The organism is Aeromonas sp. FDAARGOS 1408, assembly GCF_019048665.1.
Lineage (GTDB): Bacteria > Pseudomonadota > Gammaproteobacteria > Enterobacterales > Aeromonadaceae > Aeromonas > Aeromonas dhakensis.
This window is the reverse complement of sequence record NZ_CP077394.1, coordinates 4,745,334-4,759,332: the sequence shown is the minus strand read 5'-3', so window position 1 is coordinate 4,759,332 and position 13,999 is coordinate 4,745,334. Positions and strand designations below refer to the sequence as shown.

Genomic DNA, 13,999 nt, shown 5'->3' with positions numbered 1-13,999 from the left:
CGCCATGCTGGCGCGACCATGAAAAAGCCCGGGTCACTGACCCGGGCTTTTTTGTCCATGCCTCGTCTCCATGCCTCGTCAATCCTCGAGGAAGGTCCACTCGTCGCGCACCCGGCTGATGGCATCGAGCCGGCGCTTGGCCAGCTGCTCGCGAATAGCCTCCCCCTTGAAGCCGGCCGCCACTATCTCCTTCACCGGCACCGCCTGGGCTGCCGCCAGCGCCTGCGCGACATAGTCGGGTTCGGCATAGACCCGTTCCTCGAAGCCGGTGCGGCCGTGGAAGTCGGCCCGGCAGGCGTCCAGCAGCTGGGCGAAGCGCTCGGGCCTGCGCCACGCGTCAGCCTTGTCGAATACCTTGAGCAGGGTCGCCGGCTTGAGCTCGAAGGCGATGTGGATATGGGTGTGCAGGTCGCTCACCAGCAGGGCCAGGTCACGACACTCGTTCGGTACCCGGAAGCGCTCGCAGAAGTCGCGGATGAGCGGCAGCCCCTTCTGGCCGTGACCGTGGTGGCTCGGCCAGAACTCCGGCGGGGTCAGCCCCTTGCCAAAGTCGTGGCACAGCGCCGCGAAGCGCACCGCCAGCTCGGGGGAGAGACGGCAGGCCTGCGCCAGCACCATCATGGTGTGGATGCCGGTATCGATCTCCGGGTGCCACTTGGCGGGGGCCGGCACCCCGAACAGGGCGTCCAGCTCGGGGAACAGGGCGGCCAGGGCGCCGCACTCGCGCAGCACCTCGAAGAACACCTGCGGGGTCGGCCCCAGCAGTACCTTCTCCAGCTCCTTCCAGACCCGCTCAGGGGTCAGGTGGGCCAGCTCGCCAGCCTCGGTCATCTCGCGCATCAGCGCCAGCGTCTCGGGGGCCACCACGAAACCCTGGGCGTGGAAACGGGCGGCGAAGCGGGCCACCCGCAGGATGCGCAACGGATCTTCGGCAAAGGCGGGGGAGACATGGCGCAACACCCGTTGTTTCAGATCCTCGATGCCGCCATAGGGATCGTGCAGTTGCCCCGCCTCATCTTCGGCGATGGCGTTGACGGTGAGATCCCGGCGCAGCAGATCCTGCTCCAGCGTCACCTCCGGCGAGGCGTGGCAGACGAAGCCGGTGTAACCCTGCCCCTGCTTGCGCTCGGTGCGGGCCAGCGCGTACTCCTGCTGGGTCTTGGGGTGCAGAAACACGGGAAAGTCGCGGCCCACCTGGGTAAAACCCAGCGCCAGCATCTGTTCCACGGTCGCCCCGACCACCAGGTGATCCCTGTCCCCCTGCGGCAATCCCAGCAGGCGATCCCGCACCGCGCCCCCAACCAGATAAGTCTGCAAGCTCTGTCTCCCTTGATAAACCTGTCCCGATTATACCGGTTTGACCGATGGAGACTATTCCCGGCCCGACATCGACGCCATACGAGCCCAGTTGGCGGGGCGCCGTCGATACTCACAGGCCCTTTTTCTCACCGCCAGCCGCCATGACCGCAGCCCTGATTTCCCCACCGGGAGATCAGGGTGCGCGCTGGCCCCCCTTATGGCATCCGGGTCTTTGACATCCCTTGGGGGAGGCTTTAACCTGCCGCCCATAACAACGGAATGGATCCTTATGTACACACAGTTCTTCGGTCTGTCGGAGCACCCGTTCTCCATCTCGCCCAATCCCAAATACCTCTACATGAGTGAACGGCACGGGGAAGCCCTCGCCCACCTCAACTACGGGTTGCAGGATGGGGGCGGCTTCGTGCTGCTGACCGGGGAAGTGGGCACCGGCAAAACCACCGTCTCCCGCTGCCTGTTGCAGCAGTTGCCGGCAGAGACCGAGATCGCCTACATCCTCAATCCATCCCTGACCGAACGGGATCTGCTGGCGGCCATCTGCGACGAGTTCCAGCTGGGCTATGGCCAGGATGCCGGCCTCAAGCAGCTGTTCGACCTCATCCGTGATCACCTGCTGGCCAATCTGGCGGCTGGCAAGCGCAGCGTGGTGCTGGTGGACGAAGCCCAGCACCTGCTGCCCGGCGTGCTGGAGCAGTTGCGTCTGCTCACCAACCTGGAGACCGACGAGAAGAAGCTGCTGCAGGTGGTGCTCATCGGCCAGCCCGAGCTGCAGCAGATGCTGCGCCAGCCCCTGCTGCGCCAGCTGGCTCAACGCATCACCGCCCGCTACCACCTGCTGCCGCTCTCCTGCCAGGACGTGGACGCCTATGTCCGCTTTCGTCTGCAGGTGGCCGGCTGCGTGCAGCCCATCTTCACCCCCAAAGCTATCCAGACCCTGCACCGCCTCTCCGGCGGCATTCCGCGCCTCATCAACCTCATCTGCGACCGCGCCCTGATCGCCGCCTTCGCCCGCGGCAGCCACAAGATAGTGCACGGCGACATCAGCCTGGCGGCCTTCGAGGTGAGCGGCATCCGTGACGAGGGCACCTGGCAGTCCAGCCTGATGGTGGCACTGGTTGGCGCCTTGCTGGTGGCCACCGGCTGGTGGGGCTGGCAGTTCTTCGGGGTCTTCCCAACTCGCCCGGTGGTGACGGTGGAGGTACCGGTCAAGGTGGACGACACCCCGGAGCAGCAGGAGCAGCTGACCCGCGCCATCAATCAGGCGCTGGAGCCGGACAGCGCCATGCAGAATCTCTACAAGGTGTGGGGCTACCAGACCGAGCTGGATGAGGCCACCTGCGACAACGCGCCGCGCGCCGGCCTGCGCTGCCAGGAGGGCGAGGCCTCCCTGGCCGATCTGCAGGCGCTGCAGTATCCCGCCCTCGTCAGCCTGACCGACGAGACCGGCGGCACCTATTACGCCACCCTGGTCAACCTCGGCCCCGACAAGGCCAACCTGCTCATCGGCAACCAGAGCTGGCAGGTGGACCGGCAATGGCTGAGCGATTACTGGGGTGGCAGCTACACCCTGCTGTGGCGCATGCCCAAGGGCGGCGTCACCCTGATCGGCAACAACGCCGGCCCCACTCAGGTGCAGTGGCTCGACAACGCCCTCAGCCGGGCCCTGCAGCAGCCGGATCGCAAGGTCCGTCGCTTCGATGCCCAGCTCAAGACCAAGCTGCAGCAGTTCCAGCGCGAGCAGGGGCTGACGCCGGACGGCATCGCCGGCAGCAACACCCTGCTGCGCCTCAACGTGATGGCCGGCGAACCCATGCCGAAGCTGGAGGATGACGCCCAGCGAGCCAGCAAACCGGCCAAGCCGGATCCGGCAGAGGATGATGCCATCAACACACTGTCGGAGGAGGCTTCCTGATGTCCACCCTGCTCAAGGCGCTGCGGCGGGCCGATCAGCCCCAGTTCACCCCGCACATTCCGGCGATGGGGCTGCCGGTCAGCCAGGATGAGGAACAACCCAGGCGCTGGATCTGGTGGCTGCTGGCCCCGCTGGCGCTGGTGATGGGGGCCGCCGCCAACTATGGCTGGCACCTGCTCAACAACCGCCCCATCGAGAAGACGGTGGAGGTGAAGGAGGTGGTGACGCCCCCCTTCGTGCGGGTCGAGCCCAAACTGATGATCACCCGACCGCTGCCACCGCCCGAGCCCGTGGTCACCCCCAAGGTCCATGCACAGCCTGCAGCGGCGCCCGCCGACAGCAGCCAGGGACTGGCCGAGCGCATCCTCAACGCCCTCAACAACACTCCGTTGCAGGAGCAGGGCGCGCCGCCGCAGGTACCGGAAGAACTACATGCCACGCCGCTCAGCGCCCTGCCGCAGGCGCTCCGCCAGCAGGTGCCGCCGCTGGCCTACGGCACCCACGTCTTCTCCTCCAACCCGGCTAGGCGGGCCGTTACTCTCAACGGACGCACCTACCGGGAAGGGAGCGAGGTTGCCCCCAGCGTCACCCTGCTCGCCATCGCCCAGGATTACATCATCCTGCAGGTGGGTGGGCAGAATGCCAGCCTCAAGGCGCTGCAGGACTGGCGCGGCTGAACCGCGCGCATGCCACCGCCATTTCAAGAGGGAGCCTGAGAGCTCCCCTTTTTAATCAATGACATGAGAACAACGTGAGCAATCCGAGCAACACCACCTTCGCCAACCGGGCGTTGCACTGGTATCAGCGCCAAGACCGCTACACGTTAGTCAATTTAGTTTTAAATCAATAATGTGAGCATAATGTGAACAACTCAGATAACGCGACCTTCGCCACCAGGATCCTGGACTGGTATCAGCTCCACGGTCGCAAGACCCTGCCCTGGCAACAGGAGAAGACCCCCTACCGGGTCTGGGTCTCGGAAATCATGCTGCAGCAGACCCAGGTCACTACGGTCATTCCCTACTATCAGCGCTTCATGGCCCGCTTTCCCGACGTGCTGTCGCTGGCCGATGCCCCCATCGACGAGGTGCTGCACCACTGGACCGGGCTCGGCTATTACGCCCGCGCCCGCAACCTGCACAAGGCGGCCCAGCAGATCCGCGACCTCCATGGCGGCCTCTTTCCGGAGCGGCTGGAGGAGGTGATGGCGCTGCCGGGGATCGGCCGCTCCACCGCGGGCGCCGTGCTCTCCCTCTCCCTTGGCCAGCCCCACGCTATCCTGGATGGCAACGTGAAGCGGGTACTCACCCGCTGGCTGGCCCTGCCCGGCTGGCCCGGTCAGAAACAGGTGGAGAACGATCTGTGGGAGCTGGCCATCCGCCTCACTCCCAAACTCGGGGTGGCCCACTACAACCAGGCCATGATGGACATGGGCGCCACCGTCTGCACCCGCAGCAAGCCCGCTTGCGAGCGCTGCCCGGTGCGGGAGGATTGCCAGGGGCTGTCGCAGGGCAATCCCACCGCCTACCCCAACAGCAAGCCCAAGAAGAGTATCCCGGCCCGTACCGGCATCATGCTGCTCATCCGCCACGGCGATCAGCTGCTGCTGGAGAAGCGGCCGCCGCAGGGGATCTGGGGCGGGCTCTACTGCTTCCCCCAGGTGGAGTCGGACGCCGAGGTGGCGGGGCTGTTGCAGCGGCTCGGCCTGACCGGCAGCGAGCCCCGCGAACTGGCCGGTTTTCGCCATACTTTCAGCCACTTTCACCTCGACATCCGGCCCATGCTGATCGAAACCGACGCGCCGCCGGCCCCCCTGCTCATGGAAGCGGATAACCGACTCTGGTATAACTTACGCCATCCTGCAGAGGTGGGTCTGGCGGCCGCCACGGCCCGTCTGCTCGCCTATCCGGACTTACAACCATAGAGGTCAACATGAGCCGTACCGTATTTTGCCAGCGCCTGAAAAAAGAGGGCCCGGGTCTCGATTTCCAGCTCTACCCCGGTGAACTCGGCAAGCGCATTTTTGACAACATCAGCAAGGAAGCCTGGACTGAGTGGCAGAAGAAGCAGGTGATGCTGATCAACGAAAAGAAGTTGAACATGATGAACCTCGAGCATCGCCAGCTGCTGGAGAAAGAGATGGTGAACTACCTGTTTGAAGCGGGTGAAGTGGCCATCGACGGTTATACCCCGCCCAGCAAATAACCCGTGAGCGGGGCCGGCCTGCGCAGGCCGGCCCCGCCGACTCACGGCAACGACGGAAGTGACGGGCGGCCCGCCGCCCAGTTTGAGGACTCTATGGGCCGAATTTTCTGGCTGCTGTGCACCCTGCTGTTTCTCTCTGCCTGCTCATCCTCCCCCAAGCCCAATGGCAACGAGGATGACGATCTCGTCAACGGCAAGGACATCCGCGGCTTTGAACACATGATCAGCGCGCTCTCCCACAACGTGAACGAGATTTGGGGGCGTGAGGCGCTGTTTGCGGGCAAGTTTGACTACGTCAAATACACGGATCAATACAAGAGCCGGGCCCACATCGACTTCTCCAGCGGCCACATCATGGTCGAGACCGTCTCCGGCATCGACCCGCGCTCCCACCTGCGCCGCGCCATCATCGAGACCCTGCTCACTCCGGACGATCCGGCGGAAGTGGATCTCTACTCCGACGCCGAGATCCTGCCCGGCGGCGAGCCCTTCCTCTACGGCCAGGTGCTGGACAACCAGGGCCAGCCGATCCGCTTCGACTGGCGTGCCGAGCGCTATGCCGACTACCTGCTCAACACGGCGATGAAGAAGCGCACCCTCGGCATCCGTACCATCTTCTTCGTCGACATCCCCATGGTGGCCAACCACGAGGATCGACGGGGCTACAAGTACGCCAGCCTGATCCGGGAAGCCTCCCGCAAGTACGGGGTGGCGGAGAGCCTGATCTACGCGGTGATCAAGACCGAGAGCAGCTTCAACCCCTATGCGGTCAGCCATGCCAACGCCTACGGCCTGATGCAGGTTATCCCGGCCACCGCCGGGCGGGACGTCTACGTGCGGGTCAAGGGCAAGAGCGGCCAGCCGACCCGGGAGGACCTGTTCAACCCGGCCTACAACATAGACGTGGGCACTGCCTACCTGCACCTGCTGCAGACCGTCTATCTGGTGGATATCCAGGATCCGCGCTCGCGTCGCTACGCCGTCATCTCGGCCTACAACGGCGGTGCCGGCGGGGTGCTCAATACCTTCTCCAGCGACCGCAAGGCGGCGCCCGGCATGATCAACCAGCTCTCGCCCGAGGCGGTCTACCAGATCCTGACCGAGCAGCACCCCAAGGCGGAAGCCCGTCGCTATCTCTACAAGGTCAATCAGGCCGAGAAGGGGTTCAAGCGCACGCTGGCCCGCACCGGCTAAGCAGACCAAAGCAAAAGGGCGCCTCATGGAGGCGCCCTTGTTACGTCTGGCGTGCGGAATCAGCCCTTATTTGGCGATGAAACCACCCTTGCTCTGCGGGGCGGCGCCCACCTTCTCCAGCTTCTCCACCTCCACCTCGGTCTTGTTCCAGCTGTGGTCCACCTCGCCACGGATGCGGATCAGATCGTCCGGGCCCACTTCGGTACCACGCCACACGTCCTGATCCACTTCCACCTCCACCTCGCCACTGGCGTCGCGGAACAGGTAGTTCTCGCCGCCCAGGTGCTTGACCAGCTTCCCTTCCAGGGTGGCCCAGCTGTCATCGGCCAGATCCTTCAACTGCGCGACGGACACCTTGTTCTGCTCCTGCGGGCCGGTATAGGCCGCCATGGCGAAAGAAGAGATGGACATCAGGGTCAACAGACCGATTACGCTTGCCTTGTTCATTTCATGCCCCTGTCATTGGGTACGGGTGCAGTCTGCCTGCCGGGGCGTGAAACAAACGTGAAGCCTCCCCATCTGGGGGAAGGGGATGTGACCGTAATCGATTTAATCAGCCCGCACTGCTGCGAAATAAAATTCGGCCTTATACCCTGCAAGATGGCAAAACAGCTTCCCAGCTCCTTTGCCTATCGAGGAACAGCCTGCAGGCACCACCTGCTTCCAATCAATGAGAACAACAAGATGAAGAAATGGTTTGTGTGTTTATTGGGACTCTTCGCGCTGACAGTTCAGGCAGCCGACAGTCGCCCCGCCTTCTCCCGGATCGTGATGTTTGGCGACAGCCTCTCCGACACCGGCAAGATGTACAGCAAGATGCGCGGTTATCTCCCCTCCAGCCCTCCCTACTATCAGGGCCGCTTCTCCAACGGGCCGGTCTGGCTGGAACAGCTGACCCGGCAGTTCCCAGGGCTGACCATCGCCAACGAGGCGGAAGGGGGCGCCACCGCGGTGGCCTACAACAAGATCTCCTGGAATCCCAAGTATCAGGTCATCAACAACCTGGATTACGAGGTGACCCAGTTCCTGCAAAAGGACAGCTTCAAACCCGATGATCTGGTGATCCTCTGGGTCGGCGCCAACGACTACCTGGCCTATGGCTGGAACACCGAGCAGGATGCCAAGCGGGTGCGCGACGCCATCAGCGATGCGGCCAACCGCATGGTATTGAATGGCGCCAAGCAGATTCTGCTGTTCAACCTGCCGGATCTGGGTCAGAACCCCTCGGCCCGCAGCCAGAAGGTGGTCGAGGCGGCCAGCCATGTCTCCGCTTACCACAACCAGCTGCTGCTGAACCTGGCACGCCAGCTGGCCCCCACCGGCATCGTCAAGCTGTTCGAGATCGACAAGCAGTTCGCCGAGATGCTGCGCGAGCCGCAGAACTTCGGCCTGAGCGACACCGAGAACGCCTGCTACGGCGGCGGCTATGTGTGGAAGCCGTTTGCCTCCCGCAGTGCCACCAGTGTCGCCAGCGACAGCAGCCTCTCCGCCTTCAACCCGCAGGAACGCCTCGCCATCGCCGGCAACCCGCTGCTGGCACAGGCCGTGGCCAGCCCCATGGTGCGGCGCAGCGCCAGCACCCTCGACTGCGAAGGCAAGATGTTCTGGGATCAGGTTCACCCCACCACCGTCGTGCACGCCGCCCTGAGCGAGCGGGCCGGTGCCTTCATCGAGGCTCAATACGAGTTCCTCGCTCACTGATGAAAAAGGGCCGACGACAGTCGGCCCTTTTTGTTGCGCAGCCCTCACAGGCTGGCACGACTCAGCGGTAGCGCTTCACGATGCCGTCGTAGATGCCGTTCTGCTTGATGGTGGCCAGCGCCTCCTGCAGCCGCTTGACCACCTCGGGCGAGGTTTTCAGACTCGCCGCCACGTAGAGATCCCCCCCGGTAAAATCCTCGATGTCGTGCACTATCTTGAGGGTGGACGGCCCATAGCCCGCCTGGCGCGCATAGTAGTAGGCCGTCTCCTGCGACACTGGCCAGAGATCGATGCGCCCCATCAACAGTTTGAGCAGATTGGCTTCATGGTTGTTGTTGCGCTGCAGGTTGGAAAAATTGCGGCTGATGAGGTACTGCTCCAGCGCGTCGTTGCGCACAGTGCCGATGGACCAGGCCCGCGCCTGCGACAGCTGGCTAAAGGGCTTGATATCGTCGCGCTTGGCCAGGGCGAACACATGGAAGTCGATACGCGCTATCACCCCGATCCACTGGAACTGCGCCTCCCGTTCTGGGAAGCGGCTGATGCTGTAGATGAGCACGTTGGGACGGCTGCGCGCCAGCGAAATGGCCCGCGCCCAGGGGTAGATGTCCAGGCTGTATTCGAAGCCGGCCTCTTCCAGCATGGCCTCCACCACCTCGGTGCCCAGCCCCTTGACCTCGGCCTCTTCCAGATAGTTGTAGGGGGCATAGTCTTCGGTCACCACCTGCAGGGGCTCGGCTGCCCAGCCCGGCACCAGCCATAACGCCCAGCACAGCCATATCCACCTGATGTTCATGCTCACCTCGCTGCAGACCCGCCTCGATTAACTATTGCGCCCCCTCGGCAGAGCGCAAATCACGGCGGCGAATTGCGGCGATGAAAATCACATTATGTTTTATATCAGTTGCTTGAGAACCCGAGGAAAGCGACTACCCTTACTCTGTTGTGGCTGTGCTATAAGCCCGACCCATAAGGAGAGGCGACCCCGTCAACCTCCCCTCAACAATATGAAATTGCAGAGGCTCAACATGAATAAAACACTAATTACCTTGCTGGTTTCAGGCTTGCTTGCGGCCAACGCCCAGGCAGCCGGACAGGACAACACCTGGTATGGCGGTGCCAAGCTGGGTTGGTCCAACTTCTATGGCGTCGATCACAACCAGGACATCAAGGACAACGACGCCATCAGCGAAGAGGACAAGAACGATGTCGGCGCCGGCGCCTTCCTCGGCTATCAGGTCAACCAGAACCTGGGCTTCGAACTGGGTTACGACTGGCTCGGCAAGTACAAATACACGGCGACCGACAAGCTGATCCCCACCGACATCGGCCGGGACGAGATAAAAGCCCAGCTGGCCCAGCTCACCATGAAGATCGGCATGCCGGTCAGTGACAGCCTGGATCTCTATACCCGCCTCGGTGGCGCTTACGCCTGGACCGACAGCAAGCAGTTCGACAATGACAACGGCGCCGCCTTTGTCGGGGCGTTGGGGGCGGAATACGCCTTCAACCGTGACTGGGCCGCCCGCCTCGAGTACCAATACACCACCCCGCTCGGCGACAACTCGCTTGACAAGACCGGGGCCGAACTCGACAACGGCCTGCTGGCGGTCGCCGTGGTCTATCGCTTCGGCCAGGTCGCCCCCGTGGTGGCGGCGCCGATGCCGGCTCCGGCCCCCGAACCCGTGATGGTCGACAAGCAGTTCACCCTGAGCTCGGACGTGCTGTTCGACTTCAACAAGGCGACCCTCAAGCCGGCCGGTGGTCAGGCGCTGGATAACCTCTACAGCCAGATCGAGCAGGCCAGACCCAAGGATGGTGTCGCCACCGTGATCGGCTACACCGACCGCATCGGTTCCGATGCCTACAACCAGAAGCTCTCCGAGCAACGTGCCCGGACCGTCGCCGACTACCTGGTCGGCAAGGGTCTGCCAGCAGACAAGGTCAACGTGGAAGGGCGCGGCAAGGGCAATCCGGTCACCGGCGACAGCTGCACCAGCAAGTCCAAGCGCGAGCTGATCGTCTGCCTGGCCCCGGATCGCCGGGTCGAGGTCAAGGTCGAAGGGATCTCGGAAGTTCAGCAGTGATCCTCAAGCGTGACTGACAGCCACGAATGAAAAAACGGGAGGCCAAGGCCTCCCGTTCCATTTTGAGTCAGTGCATCGGTACAGCGTCAGGCACTCTTGCGCACCTCGGCCGCAATCTGGTCGAGCAGCTGCTGCCAGCCAGCCCCCAGTTCGCTCACCAGAGTGCCGTAGCCATCGGCAGGCAGCACCCGCACCTGCTGGAAGGGGACGTCACGCAGTACCGTGCCCTCTTCGGTCAGCAAGCGCCAGCGGCCGCTCAGCACGGCGCGACCGTCGTGGCGGCCCTGGAAGCGCTCCACCGAGATGGTCAGCACCGGCCCCTTGCGGGCTCCGTCCTGCCGCACCACCCAGCCCGGCAAGCGGCTGGAGAGGCCGTTCAGGGTCAGCTGATCGAGCTGGGCATCCAGCGACCCCGCCCAACGATGGTACTCGGCGAAGTGCAGCTCCTTGCCCTCCAGCTGATAGACCAGGCTCATCCGATCCAGCTGGCCGGACAGAGAGACAGGTTTGAGCACCAGCTGATGCTGCGGCTGCGCCACCACGGCGGCCGGTTGCTGCGCCTCGGCGTCGAGGGAGTAGTAGTGCAGCTGCGTCGGTGCCGCGCTGCAACCCGCCAGCAGGCCCAGCAAGGCCAGCGTCATCATCCGTTTCTTCATCATTGACCTCGCTTGGGCTCGGGATCACGGGGACGAGCCCGATCGAAAATCAACGAGCTCGGCTGCTCGTTGAGCGAATGTACCAACGGCTGCAACTCGCGCATCAGCTGGTTGAGCGACTGCACCGACTGCCGCAGATCCTGGTTGGTCTGGGAGTTGGCATCATACTCCTGCAGCGTGCTCTGCAGCTGTTTCAGGCTGTCGTTGAGGGACGCCGGCAACTGCTGGGTCGCACTCTGACCGGTGAACTTGTTCAGGTTGGCACTCAGCGCACTGACATTCTTCAGGGTTTGATCCAGGGTCGCCAGGGTGTGGTTGACCTGGTTCAGGGTCTGGGCGGTGTCCATGTCGACGAACTTGTCGAGGATCTGGTTCACCTTGCGTTCGATCTGATCCAGCCCTGCCTGCACGGTCGGGAATACCTGATAGCCCGCCAGCTTGGTGGGCTGGAACTTGGGCGCATCGGGGTAGAAGTTCAGATCCACCACCTTGCCCCCGGTCAGCAGGCTGGAGGTCTTGAGCGTCGCCCGCAACCCCTCCTTGAACTGCTTGCCGAACAGGGCGCGCCACTGCTCCTTCTCCGCGTTGGCATAGCGATGGGAGAGACGCTGTACCTCGATCCGCGCCAGCACCGGGATCTGCCGGCTCTGGAACATCTGCACCCCTTTCTCGTCGATGAGATAGGGCGCCGAGATGACGGTACCGACCCGGATGCCGCGATACTCCACCGCCGCGCCCGGGTGCAGGCCGCCGACGCTGTCCTCGAACAGGAACACGTAGTCGATGAACTGGTCCAGGCTACCGGCCAGCACGCTGGCCTGATCCTGGAACAGGGTGAAGTCGTCCATCTGCTTGACCGGCTCACCGGGTGCCCAACCAGGGGGCAGCCCCATGGTGATGCCGCCGTCCAGCAGGCTCTCCAGCGAATCCATCTTCACCTTCATCCCCTCGCTGCTCATGGAGACCTCGAAACCCGGGGTCATCCAGAAGCGGGAGTTGCTGCTCACCAGCACGTCATAGGGGGCGTTGATGAAGATCTGGTACTGCATCTCGCTCTTCTCGGGCAGGAACTTCGCCTCTTCCACCTGGCCTATGGTGAAGCCCTGGTAGTTGATGGGCGAACCCACCCCGAGCGCCCGGGTATCCCGGCTGCTCAGCGATAACCGCAACCCCTTGGCGTCCTGCGAGGCCAGCGGCGGTTTGTCCAGCATGGCGTACTCATCGCGCGCCTTGCCCTTCTTGCCGGGGGCCAGCTCGATATAGGCGCCGGAGAGCAGGGTGCCTAGGCCCGACACCCCTTCGCGTCCCACCCGCGGCTTGACCACCCAGAACTGGCTGTCCTTCTTGAGCATGCCGGCGGCGGCATTGGTCAGGCGGGCCTTCAGCACCGCGTGGCTGTAGTCATCGCTGAGCTCCACCGCCTCGATGCGACCCACCTCCACCTCGCGGGAGCGGATCATGGTCTTGCCCGCTACTATGCCTTCGGCCGTTGCCACCGTCAGGGTGAAACTGGGACCTTGCGAATACCAGTGCTGGAACAGCATCCAGATCCCGATGAACAGCGCCAGCAGCGGCACCATCCAGATTGCGGCGGCCGAGCTCAGAAAGTCCGAGCCAGGTTTCCACCTCTTCTTACGCTCACTCACGTTCGCGTTCTCCTTGTTGTAAATCCCAAATCAGGCGGGAATCGAAACTCATGGCTGCCACCATGGTCACCAGCACCACACCTGCAAAAGCGACGGCCGCAGGGCCCGGATAGATGGTCATCAGGTTGTCGAGCCGGATCAGGCCCGCCAGGATGGCCACCACGAAGACGTCGATCATCGACCAGCGCCCCACAAATTCAGTCATGCGATAGAGCTTGAGCTTGCCAAGGGGCGAGGTGCCCTGCCCGCGCTGCACCATGTAGCAGAGCCACAACAGCGCCAGGATCTTCACCAGCGGCACTACCACGCTGGCGAAGAAGATCACCGCCGCGATGGGATAGGAGCCCATGGCCCACAGCACCAGCACCCCGCCCAGAATGGTGGAGGGGCTGTCATCCCCGAGGAAGACGGTATCCATGATGGGATAAAGGTTGGCCGGCACATAGAGGATGATGGAGGTAAAGAGCAGGGCCCAGGTACGGTTCAACCCGCCCGGCTTGCGGCTGTGCAGATGCTCGCCGCAGCGTTTGCAACTGTGGGCACCGGCTTCGCTCAGGGCGCCGCAGATGTGGCAACCCACCAGACCGGCGCTCATGGCGCTGGCCTCGTCGTCATCCACCGTCACGCCATGCGGCTCGCTCGGCCCGAACAGCCGCTGCCACAGCCACATCCGGTCCAGCGACGAGATCATCTTGATCAGCAGCAGGGTGTAGCCGACGAAGGCCCAGAACGACAACCCCATCTTGATGTCGGCCATCCCCATCAGTTTGACCAGGGAGATGAGCACCCCGATGAGGAAGACATCCACCATCAGCCAGGGCTTGATCCGGCACAGCAGCCGACCGAGAGAGCGCAGGGCATTGCTGTGCAGATCCTTGTCGACCCGCCACAGCACCAGCATGATGGAGCCCATGTAGACCAGTGGCAGGCCGATGAGGGTCAGGCTCAGCACGGCCCCGAGGAACAGGTAGCCCTGATCCACCAGGGTGGTGATGCACTGCAGGAAGGTCATCTCCTGCCCCACCCCCTTGGCGGAGAAGGACATGAAGGTAAAGGCGTTGGAGAGCACGAACATGATGATGGCCGCAAAGCCGTAGGCGATGGGCCTGCGCTCCTGCTCCGGCAGATGGCGGCTCAGGGTATGACCGCAGCGCGGACAGCTGCTCGCCTCCCCCACGGCCAGCGTGGTGGCCGGCACCAGCAGGTCGCACTCTTCGCACGCGGTGGCGTCATGGGTATAGGTGGGTTGATGTTGGTGTGAAACCGGATGCAAGATGA

Annotated in this window: 13 protein-coding genes; 7 read left to right on the top strand and 6 right to left on the bottom strand. The window is 63.5% G+C overall.

Annotated features, from left to right (window positions below):
- Nucleotides 1-78 precede the first annotated feature (78 nt).
- The gene (locus I6L38_RS22090) at nucleotides 79-1,317 is read right to left on the bottom strand and encodes a multifunctional CCA addition/repair protein (protein WP_017765382.1); all 1,239 of its coding nucleotides are present in this window, start codon (nucleotides 1,315-1,317) and stop codon (nucleotides 79-81) included.
- Between the two features lie 271 nt (nucleotides 1,318-1,588).
- On the opposite strand from I6L38_RS22090, the gene exeA reads away from it, so the two are divergent.
- From exeA to mltC, 5 genes are all read left to right on the top strand, one after another.
- Nucleotides 1,589-3,232: a type II secretion system protein ExeA gene (gene exeA, locus I6L38_RS22085; RefSeq protein ID WP_216988942.1), complete on the top strand. Its 1,644-nt coding sequence runs from the start codon at nucleotides 1,589-1,591 to the stop codon at nucleotides 3,230-3,232.
- Nucleotides 3,232-3,909 (top strand): GspB family T2SS assembly factor variant ExeB, encoded by a 678-nt coding sequence (exeB, locus tag I6L38_RS22080; RefSeq protein WP_216988941.1) that lies wholly within the window; start codon nucleotides 3,232-3,234, stop codon nucleotides 3,907-3,909. Before exeA ends, exeB begins: the two co-directional genes overlap by 1 nt.
- A 185-nt stretch (nucleotides 3,910-4,094) precedes the next feature.
- The gene (gene mutY / locus I6L38_RS22075) at nucleotides 4,095-5,156 is read left to right on the top strand and encodes an A/G-specific adenine glycosylase (RefSeq protein WP_017788188.1); all 1,062 of its coding nucleotides are present in this window, start codon (nucleotides 4,095-4,097) and stop codon (nucleotides 5,154-5,156) included.
- Nucleotides 5,157-5,164: 8 nt separating this feature from the next.
- Nucleotides 5,165-5,437 (top strand): oxidative damage protection protein, encoded by a 273-nt coding sequence (locus I6L38_RS22070; protein ID WP_005305420.1) that lies wholly within the window; start codon nucleotides 5,165-5,167, stop codon nucleotides 5,435-5,437.
- Nucleotides 5,438-5,530: 93 nt separating this feature from the next.
- Nucleotides 5,531-6,631, top strand: a complete 1,101-nt coding sequence (mltC, locus tag I6L38_RS22065; RefSeq protein WP_005305423.1) for a membrane-bound lytic murein transglycosylase MltC — start codon at nucleotides 5,531-5,533, stop codon at nucleotides 6,629-6,631.
- A 66-nt stretch (nucleotides 6,632-6,697) separates the two neighbouring features.
- Here mltC and I6L38_RS22060 read toward each other — a convergent pair whose 3' ends face one another.
- Nucleotides 6,698-7,078 (bottom strand): YgiW/YdeI family stress tolerance OB fold protein, encoded by a 381-nt coding sequence (locus I6L38_RS22060; protein ID WP_005305426.1) that lies wholly within the window; start codon nucleotides 7,076-7,078, stop codon nucleotides 6,698-6,700.
- Between the two features lie 237 nt (nucleotides 7,079-7,315).
- Between I6L38_RS22060 and I6L38_RS22055 the strand changes: the two genes are divergently transcribed.
- Nucleotides 7,316-8,332: an SGNH/GDSL hydrolase family protein gene (locus I6L38_RS22055; protein WP_005305430.1), complete on the top strand. Its 1,017-nt coding sequence runs from the start codon at nucleotides 7,316-7,318 to the stop codon at nucleotides 8,330-8,332.
- Nucleotides 8,333-8,393: 61 nt separating this feature from the next.
- On the opposite strand, the gene I6L38_RS22050 is transcribed toward I6L38_RS22055, so the two are convergent.
- Nucleotides 8,394-9,128 carry an ABC transporter substrate-binding protein gene (locus I6L38_RS22050; protein ID WP_123246623.1) on the bottom strand — a complete coding sequence of 245 codons (735 nt, stop codon included), beginning with the start codon at nucleotides 9,126-9,128 and terminating at the stop codon, nucleotides 8,394-8,396.
- Between the two features lie 232 nt (nucleotides 9,129-9,360).
- On the opposite strand from I6L38_RS22050, the gene ompA reads away from it, so the two are divergent.
- Nucleotides 9,361-10,419: a porin OmpA gene (ompA, locus tag I6L38_RS22045; protein WP_216988940.1), complete on the top strand. Its 1,059-nt coding sequence runs from the start codon at nucleotides 9,361-9,363 to the stop codon at nucleotides 10,417-10,419.
- A gap of 86 nt (nucleotides 10,420-10,505) precedes the next feature.
- Here the strand turns inward: ompA and I6L38_RS22040 are convergent, their stop codons facing one another.
- From I6L38_RS22040 to I6L38_RS22030, 3 genes are read right to left on the bottom strand one after another with little or no spacing between them, the layout of a single operon-like run.
- Nucleotides 10,506-11,075 (bottom strand): membrane integrity-associated transporter subunit PqiC, encoded by a 570-nt coding sequence (locus I6L38_RS22040; RefSeq protein ID WP_025201103.1) that lies wholly within the window; start codon nucleotides 11,073-11,075, stop codon nucleotides 10,506-10,508.
- A complete protein-coding gene (gene pqiB / locus I6L38_RS22035; protein ID WP_005305443.1) occupies nucleotides 11,075-12,721 on the bottom strand; it encodes an intermembrane transport protein PqiB in 1,647 nt (548 codons plus the stop codon). The genes I6L38_RS22040 and pqiB overlap by 1 nt, the downstream gene beginning before the upstream one ends.
- The gene (locus I6L38_RS22030) at nucleotides 12,714-13,994 is read right to left on the bottom strand and encodes a paraquat-inducible protein A (RefSeq protein WP_026142031.1); all 1,281 of its coding nucleotides are present in this window, start codon (nucleotides 13,992-13,994) and stop codon (nucleotides 12,714-12,716) included. Before I6L38_RS22030 ends, pqiB begins: the two co-directional genes overlap by 8 nt.
- Nucleotides 13,995-13,999: the final 5 nt, after the last annotated feature.

Excerpts from the sequence above, each read along its gene's own strand:
- exeA (WP_216988942.1), top strand. The coding sequence starts at position 1,589 with ATGTACACACAGTTCTTCGGTCTGTCGGAGCACCCGTTCTCCATCTCG.
- exeB (WP_216988941.1), top strand. The coding sequence starts at position 3,232 with ATGTCCACCCTGCTCAAGGCGCTGCGGCGGGCCGATCAGCCCCAGTTC.
- I6L38_RS22070 (WP_005305420.1), top strand. The coding sequence starts at position 5,165 with ATGAGCCGTACCGTATTTTGCCAGCGCCTGAAAAAAGAGGGCCCGGGT.
- mltC (WP_005305423.1), top strand. The coding sequence starts at position 5,531 with ATGGGCCGAATTTTCTGGCTGCTGTGCACCCTGCTGTTTCTCTCTGCC.
- I6L38_RS22060 (WP_005305426.1), bottom strand. The coding sequence starts at position 7,078 with ATGAACAAGGCAAGCGTAATCGGTCTGTTGACCCTGATGTCCATCTCT.
- I6L38_RS22055 (WP_005305430.1), top strand. The coding sequence starts at position 7,316 with ATGAAGAAATGGTTTGTGTGTTTATTGGGACTCTTCGCGCTGACAGTT.
- I6L38_RS22050 (WP_123246623.1), bottom strand. The coding sequence starts at position 9,128 with ATGAACATCAGGTGGATATGGCTGTGCTGGGCGTTATGGCTGGTGCCG.
- ompA (WP_216988940.1), top strand. The coding sequence starts at position 9,361 with ATGAATAAAACACTAATTACCTTGCTGGTTTCAGGCTTGCTTGCGGCC.
- I6L38_RS22040 (WP_025201103.1), bottom strand. The coding sequence starts at position 11,075 with ATGAAGAAACGGATGATGACGCTGGCCTTGCTGGGCCTGCTGGCGGGT.